The sequence below is a fragment of the Desnuesiella massiliensis genome, assembly GCF_001403615.1.
Classification (GTDB): Bacteria; Bacillota; Clostridia; order Clostridiales; family Clostridiaceae; genus Desnuesiella; species Desnuesiella massiliensis.
Map to the genome: position 1 here is coordinate 967,053 of NZ_LN879457.1, position 15,629 is coordinate 982,681.

The 15,629-nt window shown below is 32.3% G+C and carries 16 protein-coding genes; 8 read left to right on the forward strand and 8 right to left on the reverse strand.

What is annotated here, in order from left to right:
- Positions 1-63: 63 nt before the first annotated feature.
- From BN2665_RS27175 to eutH, 8 genes are all read left to right on the forward strand, one after another.
- Entirely contained in the window at positions 64-240 is a 177-nt protein-coding gene (locus BN2665_RS27175) for a hypothetical protein (protein ID WP_154675007.1), read from the forward strand.
- A gap of 120 nt (positions 241-360) precedes the next feature.
- Positions 361-900, forward strand: coding sequence for a translation initiation factor IF-3 (gene infC / locus BN2665_RS22450; protein WP_055669326.1), 540 nt, complete (start codon positions 361-363; stop codon positions 898-900).
- 320 nt (positions 901-1,220) lie between these two features.
- A complete protein-coding gene (locus tag BN2665_RS22455; protein WP_055669327.1) occupies positions 1,221-1,973 on the forward strand; it encodes an NYN domain-containing protein in 753 nt (250 codons plus the stop codon).
- A 171-nt stretch (positions 1,974-2,144) separates the two neighbouring features.
- Positions 2,145-2,732, forward strand: coding sequence for an NUDIX hydrolase (locus BN2665_RS22460; RefSeq protein ID WP_055669328.1), 588 nt, complete (start codon positions 2,145-2,147; stop codon positions 2,730-2,732).
- Between the two features lie 84 nt (positions 2,733-2,816).
- Positions 2,817-3,773, forward strand: a complete 957-nt coding sequence (locus BN2665_RS22465; protein ID WP_055669329.1) for a metallophosphoesterase family protein — start codon at positions 2,817-2,819, stop codon at positions 3,771-3,773.
- A gap of 237 nt (positions 3,774-4,010) precedes the next feature.
- Positions 4,011-4,826 (forward strand): CsxC family protein, encoded by an 816-nt coding sequence (locus tag BN2665_RS22470; protein WP_055669330.1) that lies wholly within the window; start codon positions 4,011-4,013, stop codon positions 4,824-4,826.
- Positions 4,827-4,907: 81 nt separating this feature from the next.
- Complete coding sequence (locus BN2665_RS22475) at positions 4,908-5,669, forward strand: hypothetical protein (RefSeq protein ID WP_055669331.1); 762 nt, start codon at positions 4,908-4,910, stop codon at positions 5,667-5,669.
- A gap of 64 nt (positions 5,670-5,733) precedes the next feature.
- Positions 5,734-6,843: an ethanolamine utilization protein EutH gene (gene eutH / locus BN2665_RS22480; protein ID WP_055669332.1), complete on the forward strand. Its 1,110-nt coding sequence runs from the start codon at positions 5,734-5,736 to the stop codon at positions 6,841-6,843.
- Positions 6,844-7,096: 253 nt separating this feature from the next.
- Here eutH and BN2665_RS22485 read toward each other — a convergent pair whose 3' ends face one another.
- Genes BN2665_RS22485 through BN2665_RS22520 form a run of 8 tightly spaced genes read right to left on the reverse strand, consistent with a single transcriptional unit; the run spans position 7,097 to position 15,626 of the window.
- Complete coding sequence (locus BN2665_RS22485) at positions 7,097-8,386, reverse strand: aspartate aminotransferase family protein (RefSeq protein ID WP_055669333.1); 1,290 nt, start codon at positions 8,384-8,386, stop codon at positions 7,097-7,099.
- Between the two features lie 11 nt (positions 8,387-8,397).
- A complete protein-coding gene (locus BN2665_RS22490; protein ID WP_055669334.1) occupies positions 8,398-10,302 on the reverse strand; it encodes a peptidase U32 family protein in 1,905 nt (634 codons plus the stop codon).
- A 2-nt stretch (positions 10,303-10,304) separates the two neighbouring features.
- Positions 10,305-11,045, reverse strand: a complete 741-nt coding sequence (locus BN2665_RS22495; protein ID WP_055669335.1) for an ABC transporter permease — start codon at positions 11,043-11,045, stop codon at positions 10,305-10,307.
- Positions 11,045-11,776, reverse strand: coding sequence for an ABC transporter ATP-binding protein (locus BN2665_RS22500; protein ID WP_055669336.1), 732 nt, complete (start codon positions 11,774-11,776; stop codon positions 11,045-11,047). Before BN2665_RS22500 ends, BN2665_RS22495 begins: the two co-directional genes overlap by 1 nt.
- Positions 11,777-11,781: 5 nt before the next feature.
- Positions 11,782-12,732 (reverse strand): ABC transporter substrate-binding protein, encoded by a 951-nt coding sequence (locus BN2665_RS22505; RefSeq protein WP_055669337.1) that lies wholly within the window; start codon positions 12,730-12,732, stop codon positions 11,782-11,784.
- Positions 12,733-12,735: 3 nt separating this feature from the next.
- Complete coding sequence (locus BN2665_RS22510) at positions 12,736-13,311, reverse strand: UbiX family flavin prenyltransferase (RefSeq protein WP_055669338.1); 576 nt, start codon at positions 13,309-13,311, stop codon at positions 12,736-12,738.
- A gap of 4 nt (positions 13,312-13,315) precedes the next feature.
- The gene (locus BN2665_RS22515) at positions 13,316-14,191 is read right to left on the reverse strand and encodes a UbiA-like polyprenyltransferase (RefSeq protein WP_055669339.1); all 876 of its coding nucleotides are present in this window, start codon (positions 14,189-14,191) and stop codon (positions 13,316-13,318) included.
- Positions 14,181-15,626: a menaquinone biosynthesis decarboxylase gene (locus tag BN2665_RS22520; protein ID WP_055669340.1), complete on the reverse strand. Its 1,446-nt coding sequence runs from the start codon at positions 15,624-15,626 to the stop codon at positions 14,181-14,183. The genes BN2665_RS22515 and BN2665_RS22520 overlap by 11 nt, the downstream gene beginning before the upstream one ends.
- Positions 15,627-15,629 lie beyond the last annotated feature (3 nt).

The window sequence follows — 15,629 nt, forward strand, 5'->3', positions numbered from 1 at the left end:
AACCTTTGGAGTGGAATTGTGGAATATTTCCCTGTATAGTGGAACATAACAGATATAGAGTTTTTGAGGAATATAGCAAAGCCTAAAAAAGAAAAATATATAGAAGAGTTTAATAAAGATAAAAATTTTATTTGGACAATGAAAAAAGATTGGTATGATATTGATCATATATATTTAAAGCAACATCCAGATTTTTATGCCTTTAAAGTGTTTTCTAGTATAGCTAGAAGAATTTTGTGATTATAATTATGTGGTTAAAAGAAATATTTAACAAGAAAAAACAATAACTAATGTTATTTGCTTATTTAATATAGTATAATATTAATAGGCTATGCTATATAATAAAGCATAGTTGTAAAAATGATTTATAAAAAAACTTGGAGGCGATGCATTATTAATAATAATTATAATTTAAACGAAGGAATTCGAGAGAAACAGATTAGGTTAGTGGGAGAATCAGAAAGCACTATCATGAATACGAGAGATGCTTTGAACATGGCAAGAGAACAGGATTTAGATCTTGTTATGATTTCCCCTGCAGCTAATCCACCTGTATGTAAGATAATGGATTATAGTAAGTTCTTATATGAGCAATCAAAGAAGTTAAAGGAAAACAAAAAAAATCAAAAGGTTGTGGATATTAAAGAGATAAAATTAAGCGCAACTATTGAAGATCACGATTTAGAAGTAAAGGCCACTAATGCTAAAAAATTCTTGGCAAATGGAAATAAGGTTAAAGTATCACTTAGGTTTAGAGGAAGGCAGAATAATTACACCAGCGTAGGAAATGAAGTGTTTGAAAGTTTCACTTCTAAGCTTGGAGATACGGCTGCAATTGAAAAACCTGCAAAGTTAGAAGGAAATACTATGATTATGATTTTAGCTCCGAAGAAATCATAAACTAGTTTATATATTTTGTATTAGTTTATGACAGCTAATAGGGAGTTTATATAAATTTTAATAAAGCTATAAAAAGCTATTCGCAAAAGTGAATGGCTTTTTTGCGTGTAAAAGTTCGAAGCTTACGGCGTTTTTCTATAGGCACAATAAAAAATGGAGATTTTACAAAAGAAATATCCTATGAAGTCTGTTAGGATGCTTGTGACCCAAAAGAAGGAAAGAGTATAAGTTTGTAGAATAATAAGAATGAACAAATTTTAAAAAGTATATTAGATTATAGTAAAATAGTTTTAAGAGATTAAGGTGTGAGGGAGATAAAAATGGAAAAAGATAAGAAAATTGCAGTTTTGATTGATGCTGACAATGTATCTGATAAATATATAAAGTATATAATTGACGAAATTTCAAATCATGGAACACCTACTTATAAAAGAATTTATGGGGATTGGACCAAGCCTCAACTAGCTTCATGGAAGAGTGTATTGCTTAATTATTCTATTAGTCCAATACAACAATATAATTATACTACAGGTAAGAATTCAACGGATTCAGCCTTGATAATTGATGCCATGGATATACTCTATTCAAATAATGTTGATGGATTTTGCATTGTGTCTAGTGATAGTGATTTTACTAAATTAGCAGCTCGTCTAAGAGAAGCTGGTATGTATGTTATTGGAATGGGAGAAAAGAAAACTCCTACACCTTTCATCTCAGCCTGTGAGAAGTTTAAATATCTTGAAGTATTAGCTTCAATGGCAACAAAACATACTGAACCCACTAATGTTAAAGGAGTACGAATACAAGAAGAATCAAAGGTTGGCATGACAAGTTCCGACAAATTAATAGAGGCTATTAAAACTATTATAACTGAGATTTCAGATGAAGACGGTTGGGCTTTTTTAGGTGAATTAGGTAGCACTCTTAATAAACGATATCCGGATTTTGATACCAGAAACTATGGTTATACAAAGCTTACACCTTTTGTAGCCTCTTTAAATCATTTTGAGATTAGATCAATAAAAACTAGCAATCCAAGTATAAGCCTTAAATATATTAGAAATAAAGAGTAATATTTTTGAAAAATTTATAATAAAAATGGTGGCTAAAAGCCAAGCTAATACAGGAGAAGATACTTCTAATATGAAGAACGATATATCAATGCTATCAGAAAAGAGTATTAATAAATTTGCTCAAATAATAAGCAACGGTTAAGATGATTTATAATTACAGGAGCTGATTAAATGACTAAAATGAAAATAAAAAATATTACAACTTTAGCAGATACAAAATATTTAAAGCTTTATAATGCAGAGTATACCAATAAAAATGGAGAAATTAGAAATTGGTCCATAGCTTCTAGAAAGGACGTAATTACTTTTAAGAATAAAGTTTTTAATGGCGAAGAAGATACTATAGATGCTGTAGTAATAATAGCGACCCATATAGAAGAAAATAAATTAGTTATTATAAAACAATTTAGAGTTCCTCTTAATGACTATGTCTACGAGCTTCCAGCAGGACTAATAGATAGTGGAGAAGATTTTAAAAGTACTGTAAGCCGCGAACTAAGGGAAGAAACGGGTCTTCATTTAATTGATATTGATTATGATAAGACTAAAACTAAGACCTATATTTCCACAGGTATGACCGATGAATCAGTAGCGTTAGTTTATTGCAGATGTTTAGGAGAAGTATCAAAGGATTACTTAGAGCCAGATGAAGATATTGAAGTTATGCTTTTATCTAAGGAAGAAGCTAGAGAGCTAATTCAATCTGATGAAAAAATAGATATAAAGGCTCTCATGGCTATACAAAAATTTATAGGTTAAAAACATATGGTTATAAATGAAAGAGATTGGGTAAAAATCTAAATAAGAATTACACTTATAAACGTGGAGAGGATTTAGATACTTATGAAAAAAATATTTATAGGCATTAGTTTAACAGTAATTTTTATATTGTGTATAGGAGCCTTTATTTATAATAAAAATTCAGAAAAGGTATTTCAAGAAAGTGGCAAAGACAATAGGGAAGACGGCAAATTAAACTTTTCTGTTTTAGGAGATATTCATGAGAATATTTCTCACTTTGATGAAGCAATTAAGGATTTATATGAAATTAATCCTAAAATGGATGCAATGATATTTAATGGAGATGTGGTGGATCAAGGGCTGAAAAAGCAGTATGATTCCATGAAAAAAGCTATTAACGATAATAATAAGATATTGCCTCCTACTATAATTAAAAATATAGGTAATCATGAGTTTTTTGATTATGAAAAAGGAGAGAATACATCTGAAGAATCTCAAGAATTTATCAATAGATATCTAGAGTTTAGTGGTGAAAAATCTGTGTATCATGAACGGTGGATTGAGGGGTATCATTTTATTTCACTTGGCTCTGAGGAGGGATATACAAAAAAATTAGGCTCCACTAAAGCTTTTATATCAGATAATCAGTTAAATTGGTTAAAGGAAAAATTAGCTGAAAAATATGAAAAAGATAAGCCTATATTTGTATTCTTACATCAAAATATATCTAGTATATTTGGGTGGAATGGAACTGACCAAGGAAGTAAGATAAAAGATATATTGTCAAAATATCCTGAGGCAATAATATTCACCTCCCATACTCACGCTACCTTAGAAAAGGAAAAAGTAAGAGTTAATCAGCCTTTTACTATTGTGCATACCGGAGCTGTGAATTATACCTTTGTAGTAGATGAAAAGGGTAATAGGCAAAGAACAGAAGATGCTCAAGGGATATATGTAGAAGTAGATGGAAATAAGGTTAAAATAAAAGGAAGAGATTTTAAAAGACGGTCATGGATTTTCACTGAGGAGATATTTAAGGTACCCGAGAAAAAATAACTAGCATTGGCTAGTTATTTTTTTTATATTCATTTAAAGAAGCCGTCAATTTGAAATACTTATATGTGCTTAAATTAATTGTGCGAAGCATATAAATTCTTGAATAATATTGTAACAAAATACATATTGAGAGAATAAAATGAACTAAAGGTAAAACGAAAGAAAAAAGATTTATACATAGGTGAATAGCTAAAGTCTATTTATCTATATAACACTTAAATAGAGGAGGAAGAAAAAGTGGATAACAAAAAAGAAATGAACAAATGTGGGAAAGTCGAAGCAGAAACTCTGGTTCAAGCTGGTGGAAATAATATAGTCTCTATGGGTGAAAATGGTCCATTAATAGCTAAAATTCCAGTAGTATTAGCTGAAAAGGATATTCAGATAGATGTAGAAGCCATGATAGAGCTAAAAGAACCCTTCTTTGAAATAAAGAGAATAAAAAAGAACGTATTTTTAACAGAATGCAAATTAATTCCCACAGTTGGCGGAAGAGATTGTAATGGAAGAATGGTTTCAGGAAAACTATTTTTGGAAGGATTTGTAGAGAAAAATTTTGAATACGCCACAGTAGATTGTACTAAGCATGGTGTAGTAAGTGGAGACATCAAGCATACTACAGTAAAAGTTCCTTTCCGATGTGTAACTGAAGTTTTCTATGAAAGACAACCAATAATAACCTATAGAGCTAATCCTAAGGAGCTTGACCTATTCCATCACAGAGAGCATAAAGATTGTGGCCCTGAATTGCTAGGAAAAAATCCTTGTGAAACAGGTTTTGAAGAATTTATAACTTATGTTGAAAAACCTTTCTGCGAATTAGAAGCAGCTAGGATATTTGAGGCTGATATTCTTATGTGCAAGGAGCCTTTAAAAGATAAGTGGGATTGGGAAGATAAGGATGAATGCGAAGATCACGACTTCTTTGAAGATAAGGAATGCCATAAAGGGAAAAAGCATGAGGAAGTAGAAGTTTTCAAGAAAGTTTTAGAAAAAATGGTAGTTTTCTTGAGAATAAAGGTTTTACAATTACAACAAGTAAGAATTCCTTAAATTTTTTTTAATAGTTAATATATTTTAATAGGCATAAGCTAGCTTATGCCTATTGTACATAGCAATAGTAAGGGGTTTTATATGAGATTATGTTGTAGGAGAAGATTTATTAGGTCACTACTGATGGCGTATATAATTTTATATATTTATATTTACAATTATATAATTTTATATAAAAAGATCTTATTACTGATTATTATATTAGCTGCCATTAAGAGCAAAGAAGAGAATATCAAGGAAAAGCATGACATTAATGAAACGCATGATGCTAGTGAGGAAAAACATAATATTAATGAAATATATAATACTAATAAGGAAAAGCATAGTATTAATGAACCTCATAATATTAATAAAGTGCAAAATTATAGTATAAAGCCTTATAAGGACAGCATTTACGTAAAAGCTGAAGTGCCTGTAATATTAAGGAAGGATACGGTTTCCCTATTAGTTACTTCGCCAGTGCACATAGAACATAAAATAGAAAAAGTACTTTCAATAAGAAGCAGACCTAAAGTTGATAATTATACTATAATAAAAGGGGACAATGGAGAGTTATATTTATTTGCTTCAGGAACTGTATATACTACTATTGACTATGCTACAGATAAGGAGCAGTCATATAAAGTAAAATATGCAACACAAAGGAATATGTTTAAATTTAGCAAGACGATTTCTACAGATAGACTTCTAAACAATAACCCTCTAAATATGGAATTAGAGAAAGTAGACCTATATAGTAATTTGAAGAATTATAACGAAGAGCCCTTATTGTGCATAGATATGAAGTTATATTTTAATATTAATCAAAAGCAAGCAGTAAATTTATATAGCGTACCCTATTAAAAGCATTTTATATATTATATAATTAATCTGTCTTAAAAATTTCTATGCAAGAAGAGGGGTATAAATGAATAAAGTTATTTTACTTGTAATAGCAGTTTTCTTTTTACTTGGGGGATTGGATTATGTTTTTGGAAATAGATTTAGAATAGGAGAGAAGTTTGAAGAGGGAATTAAGACCATGGGAACTCTGGCTATAGCTATGACGGGAATTTATTCTCTTTCACCTTTGCTTTCAAAGGCTATGGAGCTTATATTTGTTCCCTTTTCAAAACTCTTATTTGTGGATGCCTCCTTGTTTCCAGCAATGTTTTTGGCTACAGATATGGGAGCCTACCAATTATGTACCTCTATAGCAAAGAATGAGGTTTTAGGATTATTTTCTGCCATTATTCTATCTTCCATGTTAGGATGTACTATAAGCTTTACCATACCTATGGCTATAGGGCTTATAGACAAAGAAGATTATGATTATTTTTCTAAAGGGATTATGTCAGGAATTATTACAATACCTGTAGGATGTTTAGTGGCAGGGATAATACAAGGTATTAATATAGGCATATTATTATGGAATTTGATGCCAATAATATTGGTTTCATTATTATTAGCATTAGGTATACTAAAAATTCCTCAGAAGCTTATAAAAGTATTTACTTTGTTAGGAAAAGCTATTATAAGTTTAAGTATTGTTGGCCTTATTTTACAAGGTATTGATGCAATTATAGGAGTAAAGCTTATTAGTGGATTAATACCTGTGGATGAAGCCTTAGCTGTAGTAGGAAGGATAGCTTTTGTACTGGCAGGAGCCTATACCATGATTTCTATACTAAGTAGAGTTTTTAGAGAGCCTTTTAGGAGACTTGGGAGGCGATATGGATTAAACACACCCTCTGTAGTAGGGTTGTTAGGATGTTTAGCTAGTAATTTATTGGTATTTGCCACCTTTAAGGATATGAACACCAAGGGGAAAATTTTATGTACTGCTTTTAGTGTAAGCGGAGCCTTTGTGTTTGGAGGACAAATGGGCTTTGTTTCGGCAAAAGAGCCTCAAGTATTATCAATCTTTATTTTGGCTAAACTTATATCTGGAGTAAGTGCAGTGATATTAGCAAACTACATTTTTACTAAGGATTTTACTGTTGTACATAATGAAAGTTGCGACACAACCTTTATTTAATGCACAATGCACAGAGCACAATTCACAATGAAGGAAATTTTTTCTTCGCTAGCGCTGCGAAAAAATTGGTAATTTATAAAGCGTGGCTAATACTTAACCATGGCTTTTGGAGTGGCTAAGCCACTAAAAATTATAATTAAAGATTTTTCGTAGGGAAGCGGAGAAAAATCTTCCTCAATTGTGCATTGTGAACTGTGAATTCAAAAAAAGCGACCCACGTCGCTTTTTTCTTATGTGAAGTATTAACTTAAGATTAAAAATCAATAGAGCTCAGTACTTCATCAAGACTAGTGATTAAAGTATTAATATTTTCTTCATCGATAATTAACGGAGGCTGAAAGGCTAGAACATTTCTATTTTCACCATTCTTGCCAATAAAGATTCCTTTTTCTTTCATGGCTTCAAGGATCATATCTGTTTCTTTCATAGCAGGTTCTTTATTTTCTTTTACTAATTCTGCACCTAGCATTAATCCTATGCCGCGCACATCACCGATTAAGGAATGTTTTTCCTTAAGCTGAAGAAGGCCTTGCTTTAACACATTACCTAACTTTTCGGCTTTAATCATTAAATCATGATTTTCAATATATTCTAACACCGCAAGAGCTGTAGCAGCGGATACTGGATTTCCACCTAGGGTAGAGGCGGAGGGCCTTGTAAAGCTTTGAGCAATTTTATCTGTGGTAATATAGGCAGCAATAGGTACTCCATTACCTAGAGCTTTAGCCATGGTCATTATATCAGGAGTTATGCCATAGTGCTCTATAGCAAACATTTTTCCTGTTCTACCGAAACCTGTTTGAACTTCATCTATAATTAAAGGAATATTATATTTAGATAAAATAGAGTTTAGGTTTTTAAAGTAATCTTTAGGTGGAGTAATTATACCACCATTGCCTTGAATAGCTTCTGCAATAAATCCAGCTACTCTACCAGAGGTTTGATTTTTAATTACGCTCTCTACAGCTTCAACGCACTCATAGCCGCAACTCCCTTTGCTTTGCTTAAAAGGACATCTGTAGCAATAGGGATTTGGAGCAAAATGTATACCGGAAGCTGGATTGGAATCAGTTCTCCACATGCCTATACCTGTGACGCTCATAGTAAGATGAGTCCTACCATGAAGACCATGATTTAAAGCTATAAATTCACTATGACCTGTAAATAGCTTGGCTAAAAGCAAGGCTCCCTCATTAGCCTCAGAGCCTGTGCCACAGAAAAAGCTTCTTTTAAGGTCTCCTGGAGTCATATGATATAGCTTTTCAGCTAAATTTACAATGGGCTCTGTAAGATAAATAGTAGTAGTATGTTGAAGGGCTTTCATTTGATCTATAGTCTTTTCTAATATTTCTTCGTTACAATGACCACAGTTCATTACTGAAACTCCTGAGAAAAAATCTAGATATTCCTTGCCTTCACTATCATATAAGTACTGCATTTTTCCCTTAACAATTTGAGGAGCGTTGCTATAGAAATGATAAGAGCAGGGTACCAAGTATTGTTTTTTCTTTTCAATAATTTTTTCTGCACCTATAAAGGACATTTTATTCACCTCTAATCATAATTTAGTGCTTGAAGACTTTGACCTCTTCTAGTAATTTCTTTTAAATCATTTATAGCATAAAGGCTTTCTGGATTTTCGTTATATAAGCTGTTTATGTATACATTAACTATTTTTCCTAAAGTAGCAGAATCATAATGACAACCTTCAATTCTAAAACTACTAATGCCTAAGCTTTTAAGAGAGCTAATAATAGGAAGAAGGGATATATCCTTTGAAGGTAATATATGATTTTTGCAGTATTGATCAGCAAAAACAGGGTGAATATTTCCCTTTTCATCTATTAAGTCCATATTTTCCTTAAGGCAATAGTCAAGGCACCAATCTTGAGAAGAAGTATTATGCTTTGCAGCTGCAAGACAGTGCTCTAAATACATCACTGTAGGAGCGCCCTGAACTACTATTTCCATAGGTACCTTAGAGTTTTTCATTAAGTCTATTATATTATCTGCAGTAGCTTCTAGAGATAAGGTTATTCTTTTTACTCCTTCATTATGATAGAACTCTGAAGAGGCGCTATTTAAAATATTAACTCCAAAATCTCCAATTAGCTCTAAACCATAGATAGAGAATTTCTTCACTTGACCTAAGTTTGAAATTACTAGACCTTTAACACCCATAGATTTCAACTCTGGTATGAGGTAGTGAAGCTCTAATATTTGCCTCTCATCAGCCATTCTAGGCAATGCATAATATATATTAGCTTTTGAAGCATATTTTACTGCTTCACCTATCATTGATTTACTGAAGGGTTTAAGAGGTTTAAATACTTCAGAAGATATATAAATCTCTCTAGCACCATTATCATAAGCAGCTTTTAAAGCCTCTAAATTATTTACTTTTACAGATAGGATTATTTCTGATTTAGTATTGGTTATATTTTTAAACTTTTCTTCTAGCTGAGCTACTCTCTGCTCATTGCAATCAAATTCCTCTACTGCTCTGCTAAAGATTCTTGGTTCTCTTTTCCCATCCATATCAATGTTTATGCTTCCAGGCTTTTTAAAAGCATAGGCTGTGGAAATATTTCTTACTCTATTATCATATAGATAATTGCTAGTAACCTCATCTATAGAATAGGCCGTAGGCTCCTCTATATATTTATCTATGGCTTCGCCGTAGGAATCTATTATGTGAAGGAGATGTTCGCTATCTCTCATTCTTCCTTCTATCTTAAAAGAACAAACACCAGAATTTATTAGTTCAGGCAATTGCCTAAATAGACTCATATCCTTTACTGCTAGGGGATATGAATATTCCTCGGAGTTGTCTTGTTTATAACACCATCTGCAGGGCTTCATGCATAGACCACGGTTACTGCTTTTGCCAAAAAGCATACCGCTATAGAGGCACTGAGCGCCATGTACAGAACACATATCCCCATGAATAAAATACTCAAATTCTACATTTAAATCCTTTGATAGGATTTTTATAGTATCTAAGGATATTTCTCTAGAAGTCACCACTCTGGTTACTCCGAGTTCTATAGCTCTTTCTATCATGGGTTTATTATGTACATTAGCCATAACACTGAGATGCATATTTAAATTAAGATTTAAGTCCTTTATTTTCTTTATTACACCAAAATCTTGGATTATTAGTGCATCGGGCTGTACCTTATCTAAAAAAATTAAAAATTCTTCGCAAGCCTTAATTTCCTTTTCATTCATCATATTATTAAAGGTTATATAGACTTTTTTATTTAGGCTATGAGCTAAAGCTATAGCCTCTTCAATCTCTTCATTAGTTAAGTTATGATCTTTTCTATGCATTCTCATATTAAAGTTTTTTCCGCCAAAATAAACCGCATCGGCTTTACTTTGAATTATAGTTAAAAAATCCTTAAAGGTACCTGCGGGAGCTAGAAGTTCTATTTCTCTTCCATTAAATATTCTCATGATTACCTCCATCTGCAAAAATATTGCTCTAACAAATCTACTAAAGTGAAAAGAAAAAATCCAAGTATACTAATAAGCACAATGCCAGTATACATTGATATATAGTCAATTTTCATCCAAGAATCCATAATAAAATATCCCATGCCATATCTAGTGCCGTAGGTTTCTGTAAAAAATAACACTGAAATTGCAGTGCCTAAAGCTAATCTAATAGAAGTAAAGATTTCTGATAGTATAGAAGGAAATAATACTTCTTTAAGAATTTGAAATCTAGAAGCACCTAAGCATTTAAGAGGATAAAAAATCTCTTTTGGTATATTTTTTATACTATCCCTTGTGGTTATGATAACTTGAAAAATTACGATGAGAACAATCATCACTATTTTAGATTTTTCCTTAATGCCAAGAGTCAGCATTAAAATTGGCAGCAAAGAAATTTTAGGTATGGGATAAGTGAAATATACTAAGGGAGCTATTATGTTGTCAAAAGTTTTAGAATAGTAACTTATTATTCCAATAAATACTCCTAATATTAAGGAGATAGCTATTCCTAAAAATATCCTCATGAAGCTGTAGGTAAAATGAATATATAAATCTGAAAAATTCATGGTAAAAAGATTTTTATATACCTCAAAAGGGAGAGGGAGAATATTCATATTTACCGCTTTAGATAAGATAATCCATATAAGATTTATTATTATAAAGCCTTTGAAAAAATATTGAAATCTATTTTGTATATTCATTAAATCCATTCCTTTTTGATGAATTGTCGTATTTTATGACTAATGTCATTATAAGAGGAGGAGCATCTACCTTCCTCTAAATAAAAGCTTGTATTATTAATAATCTTCATAACCCTTGTAGGCAGGGGAGACAAGAGAACTATATTTTCTCCTAAATAGACCGCTTCCTCTATACTATGGGTAATGAACAAAGTGGTTATACTGAATTCTCTCCATAGTGATAGAAATAGCTCTTGGGTACTTTCTCTAGTTAATTCATCTAGGGAAGAAAAGGGTTCGTCCATTAGCAATATATCTGGCTTAAGGGCAAAGGCCCTTGCTATGGCTACCCTTTGTTTTTGGCCGCCGCTTAATTCCTTAGGGAATCTATGAAGTAATGCCGTTAATTGCAGTTTTTCTATTAATGAATTAATATACTCTTTTTCAATAGCTAATCCTTTGATTTTTAAACCAAGAATAATATTTTCTTCTACAGTTTTCCAAGGAAGCAAACCAAAGTTTTGAGGTATCATGCCAATTAAATTATTATTAGGATTAAGGGCTTTTTCATCCATAGAAATAGAGCCCTCATAATTATTTATAAGCCCCGCAATAAGGTTTAGTAAGGTAGACTTGCCGCAACCAGATGGGCCAATGAAGGTATAAATTCTTCCTTTTTCAATATTCAAATTAAAATCCTTTATAATGGCATTACCATTATAGGAAAAGTTCAATTTTTCTACGGAAAGCATTATGTCTACCTCACTGCAAAATCATCTACTAAATCAGAGGGTTTTAAATCCTTAGAAGCTAAGTTTTTATCTATTAGCCATTCTATTGCAAATTTTAAATCCTCCTCTTTAGGAAGAGTGTTTTTTCTAAATTTAGGTAAAGAAATGGAGCCTTTCATTTCTTTTGGAAAACCTATTTCTTTTATAAGGATATCCTCATAGCTAGCTAAAGATTCCTTCTCTATATAGTCAATGGCTTCATTATAGGATTTATATAATTTTTTTATTTCTTCATTTTTTTCTTTGATAGCCTTTGAGGTAAAAGCTGTTACACCAGGGGCGATACCTAGCTTTTCGCTATCACTTATGAGCAAACCTCCATCCTTCATTGCTAGTGATGAAAAAGGTTCTGGTAAAAGAGCGCCTTGAGCTTTATTATTTCTTAGCATTTCTAACCTAACCGGTATTTGAGGAACTTCTTCTTTCACTACCTCTGTTTCTTTAATATTTGATTTTTTAAGTATGCTATCCAAAATAAATTCTATAACGGTATTTTTAGATATTATTATATTTCTATTTTTTAAGTCTTCCACTGATTTAATACCTGATTCACTGCTAGAAACTAATTGAAATTTACCATCAGTACTACCTGTAATCCTTAGGTCAAGACCGCTCTTTTTCAACAAGCCTACCCCCACCAAGTCAGTACAAACTCCGTCTAAAGATCCACTTTGAAGAGCTGCATCTCTATCCTTAGCGCTTTTAAAGGATTCAATATTAACTTTTATACCATTTTTTTCAAAGATGCCTTTTTCCTTTGCAACTATATAGGGAAAGGCATCTACTGAAGGCATTACTCCAATATTTATTTCCTTTAGCGGTTTAGAGTTATTTTCTTTTTTATTATTACTGCTGCTACAAGCAGTTATATTTGCTGCCAATAAAGAAGCTAAAAATATGCTACATATTTTTTTCATGTATTAGTTACCCCATTTCTTAAATAAATTATTTTCTATACTTAATGTATCTAATATTTTTCCTACTACAAAGTTTATTACATCCTCTAAGTTCTCTGGCTTATGATAAAAACCAGGCATGGCAGGCAAAATTGTAACACCACTTTCACTAAGAATAAGCATATTCTTAAGGTGGATAGAGCTTAAAGGTGTTTCTCTAGGAACTATAACTAAAGGTCTTTTCTCTTTTATGCATACATCCGCTGCTCTACCTATTAGATTTTTTGATACCCCATGAGCTATTTCACCAAGAGAAGACATGGAGCAGGGAAGTATTATCATACCATCCGTTTTAAAAGATCCACTAGCCACAGAAGAAAATAGATTATCAACATCTTCTAGGGTTATATTGCCGTATTTTTCCTTCATATCTTCTATAAAATTTAAAAGTTTTATACCTGTTTCATATTCTAAAACTTTTGCCCCATTATCACTTACAACGAGATGAATTGAATAACCATTTTTTAATAGTTCTTCAATTAATTTTACAGCATAAATGCTACCGCTAGCACCAGTAATGGCTATTATGTATTTTTTCAAAATATCACCTCAATAAAAAAATATCCAATGTGCTAAATACAAGAAACACCACACTAACTAATTCATTGATATTATAAGAAGCAATTTTTGCATGGGTTAAGTCTTCTGGGGACACCATCTTATGTTCAATAAATAGTAGTATAGCCATGATTATAATACCTATTAAATAAATCCATCCCATGGAAGCTATAAAATAGATGGAGAATAAAATAAGTATAGCTACAAAGTGAAAAAAAGAGGATATGTATAGTGCATTTTTTATTCCAAATATGGAAGGAATAGAAAATAATCCTTCTCTTCTATCGAAATCTACGTCTTGAGAGCCATAAATTATATCAAATCCTGCCACCCATAAAGCATTAGCTGCACCTAGGAAAAGACAAGTCCAAGATATATTACCAGCTACTGCTATCCAAGCACCTACAGGAGCGCCGGCACAGGTCACTCCTAAGGCTATATGGCAAGCCCATGTGAATCTTTTAGTATAAGAATAAGATATTAAAAGAATCAAAGCTACAGGCAGCAGCATCACACATAATGGGTTTAGCATGAAGGCTCCAATTACTAATAGAGCAAAGCATCCTGTGGTAAATAGTATTACTTCAGATTTTTTCATTAGACCTTGAGGTAATTGGCGGTGAGAAGTTCTAGGATTCTTAGCATCAAATTTCATATCTATGACTCTATTAATAGCGTTAGCTCCAGTTCTAGCACCTATAAAAGCTACTAATATCCAAAATAAGGTTCTAAAAGAAGGTAGTCCATTAGCAGCTAAAAGCATGGAAAGCAGTGCAAAGGAAAAAGAGAATATGGTGTGAGAAAACATAACTAATACACCATAATCCTGAATTTTCTTTATTATCTTTTTGCTATATTCCATACTCCTTCCACCTCTTTTCCACCAAATCCTTTATTTCCTGACACATTTCAATATCATTAGGCCATTCTCTGGTATGACCTTCGCTAGACCACTTTTTAGTAGCATCTATACCCATTTTATGGCCATAATGCGGTAGGTTAGAAGCGTGGTCTAAGGCATCTAAAGGTCCTTCTACAATTACTACATCTCGTTTTGCATCAATATTATTAAATACTTTCCAAGCTACGGTGGAAAGATCGTGAGGATCCACATTCTCATCTACTACTATTATCATTTTAGTATACATCATTTGGCCTATACCCCATAAGGAGTGCATGATTTTTTTTGCGTGACCTGGATATCTCTTTTTTATGGAGACTATAACGCAATTATGAAATACTCCCTCTAAAGGGAAATTAAACTCAATAATTTCAGGATACTGCATTTTTAATAAAGGTAAAAATATTCTCTCTGTAGCTTTTCCTATATAACAATCTTCCATAGGGGGCTTGCCTACGATGGTAGTAGGGTATACTGCATCTTTTTTATGGGTGACACAAGTTACATGGAAAACAGGGTAATAATCAGCTAAGGAATAGTAACCTGTATGATCACCAAAAGGACCTTCCAATTTTAAAGGTTCATTTACATCTACATAACCTTCTAGTATAAACTCTGCATCTGCAGGCACATATATATCGTTGGTTATGGATTTTACTAATTTTACAGGAGATTTTCTCAAAAAGCCTGCAAACATCATCTCATCTATCATTTTAGGCAGAGGTGCAGTGGCAGCATAAGTGATAGCAGGATCGCAGCCTAGAGCTACGGATACTGGCATTTTTCCAACTAACTTTTTATATTTTTCGTAAATCTCTCTTCCGTCTTTATGTAAATGCCAGTGCATTCCAGTAGAATTTTTATCAAAAACCTGTAATCTATACATTCCCATGTTCTGTATGCCCGTTTCAGGATCCTTAGTTATTACTAAAGGCAAAGTTATAAATTTTCCACCATCCTCTGGCCAACATTTTAAAACTGGCAAGGAATCTAAATCTGGATCTTCTTCAATAACCTCTTGGCAAGAGCCCTTAGTAGGAAGTTTTAAAGGAAACACCGCAGCTAACCTAGCGAATTTAGGAAGGGATTTAAACTTGTTCATTAAGCCTAGATAATTGGACATATCAATAAAATCTCCAATGGTAGAGCCGATTTCATCAAGGCTATCTACTCCTAAAGCTAAATTCATTCTTTCATAGGTTCCCATAGCGTTTATAAGCAGGGGATATTTTGACCCCTTAACATTTTCAAAAAGAAGAGCTGGACCATATTGCTTTGATATCCTATCTGCTATTTCAGTAATTTCAAGCTCAGCACTTACTTCAGCCTTTACTCTCCTTAATAGATTCTTTTCTTCTAGCACTTTAACAAAATGCTGCAAATCTTTATAAGCCATGAA

Bases quoted from the DNA above. Each gene is read 5' to 3' on its own strand.
- BN2665_RS22515 (WP_055669339.1), bottom strand. From the start codon at position 14,191: ATGGAATATAGCAAAAAGATAATAAAGAAAATTCAGGATTATGGTGTA.
- BN2665_RS22490 (WP_055669334.1), bottom strand. From the start codon at position 10,302: ATGAGAATATTTAATGGAAGAGAAATAGAACTTCTAGCTCCCGCAGGT.
- BN2665_RS22485 (WP_055669333.1), bottom strand. From the start codon at position 8,386: ATGTCCTTTATAGGTGCAGAAAAAATTATTGAAAAGAAAAAACAATAC.
- BN2665_RS22475 (WP_055669331.1), top strand. From the start codon at position 4,908: ATGAGATTATGTTGTAGGAGAAGATTTATTAGGTCACTACTGATGGCG.
- infC (WP_055669326.1), top strand. From the start codon at position 361: ATGATTTATAAAAAAACTTGGAGGCGATGCATTATTAATAATAATTAT.
- BN2665_RS22495 (WP_055669335.1), bottom strand. From the start codon at position 11,045: ATGAATATACAAAATAGATTTCAATATTTTTTCAAAGGCTTTATAATA.
- eutH (WP_055669332.1), top strand. From the start codon at position 5,734: ATGAATAAAGTTATTTTACTTGTAATAGCAGTTTTCTTTTTACTTGGG.
- BN2665_RS22455 (WP_055669327.1), top strand. From the start codon at position 1,221: ATGGAAAAAGATAAGAAAATTGCAGTTTTGATTGATGCTGACAATGTA.
- BN2665_RS22460 (WP_055669328.1), top strand. From the start codon at position 2,145: ATGACTAAAATGAAAATAAAAAATATTACAACTTTAGCAGATACAAAA.
- BN2665_RS22520 (WP_055669340.1), bottom strand. From the start codon at position 15,626: ATGGCTTATAAAGATTTGCAGCATTTTGTTAAAGTGCTAGAAGAAAAG.
- BN2665_RS22505 (WP_055669337.1), bottom strand. From the start codon at position 12,732: ATGAAAAAAATATGTAGCATATTTTTAGCTTCTTTATTGGCAGCAAAT.
- BN2665_RS22465 (WP_055669329.1), top strand. From the start codon at position 2,817: ATGAAAAAAATATTTATAGGCATTAGTTTAACAGTAATTTTTATATTG.
- BN2665_RS22500 (WP_055669336.1), bottom strand. From the start codon at position 11,776: ATGCTTTCCGTAGAAAAATTGAACTTTTCCTATAATGGTAATGCCATT.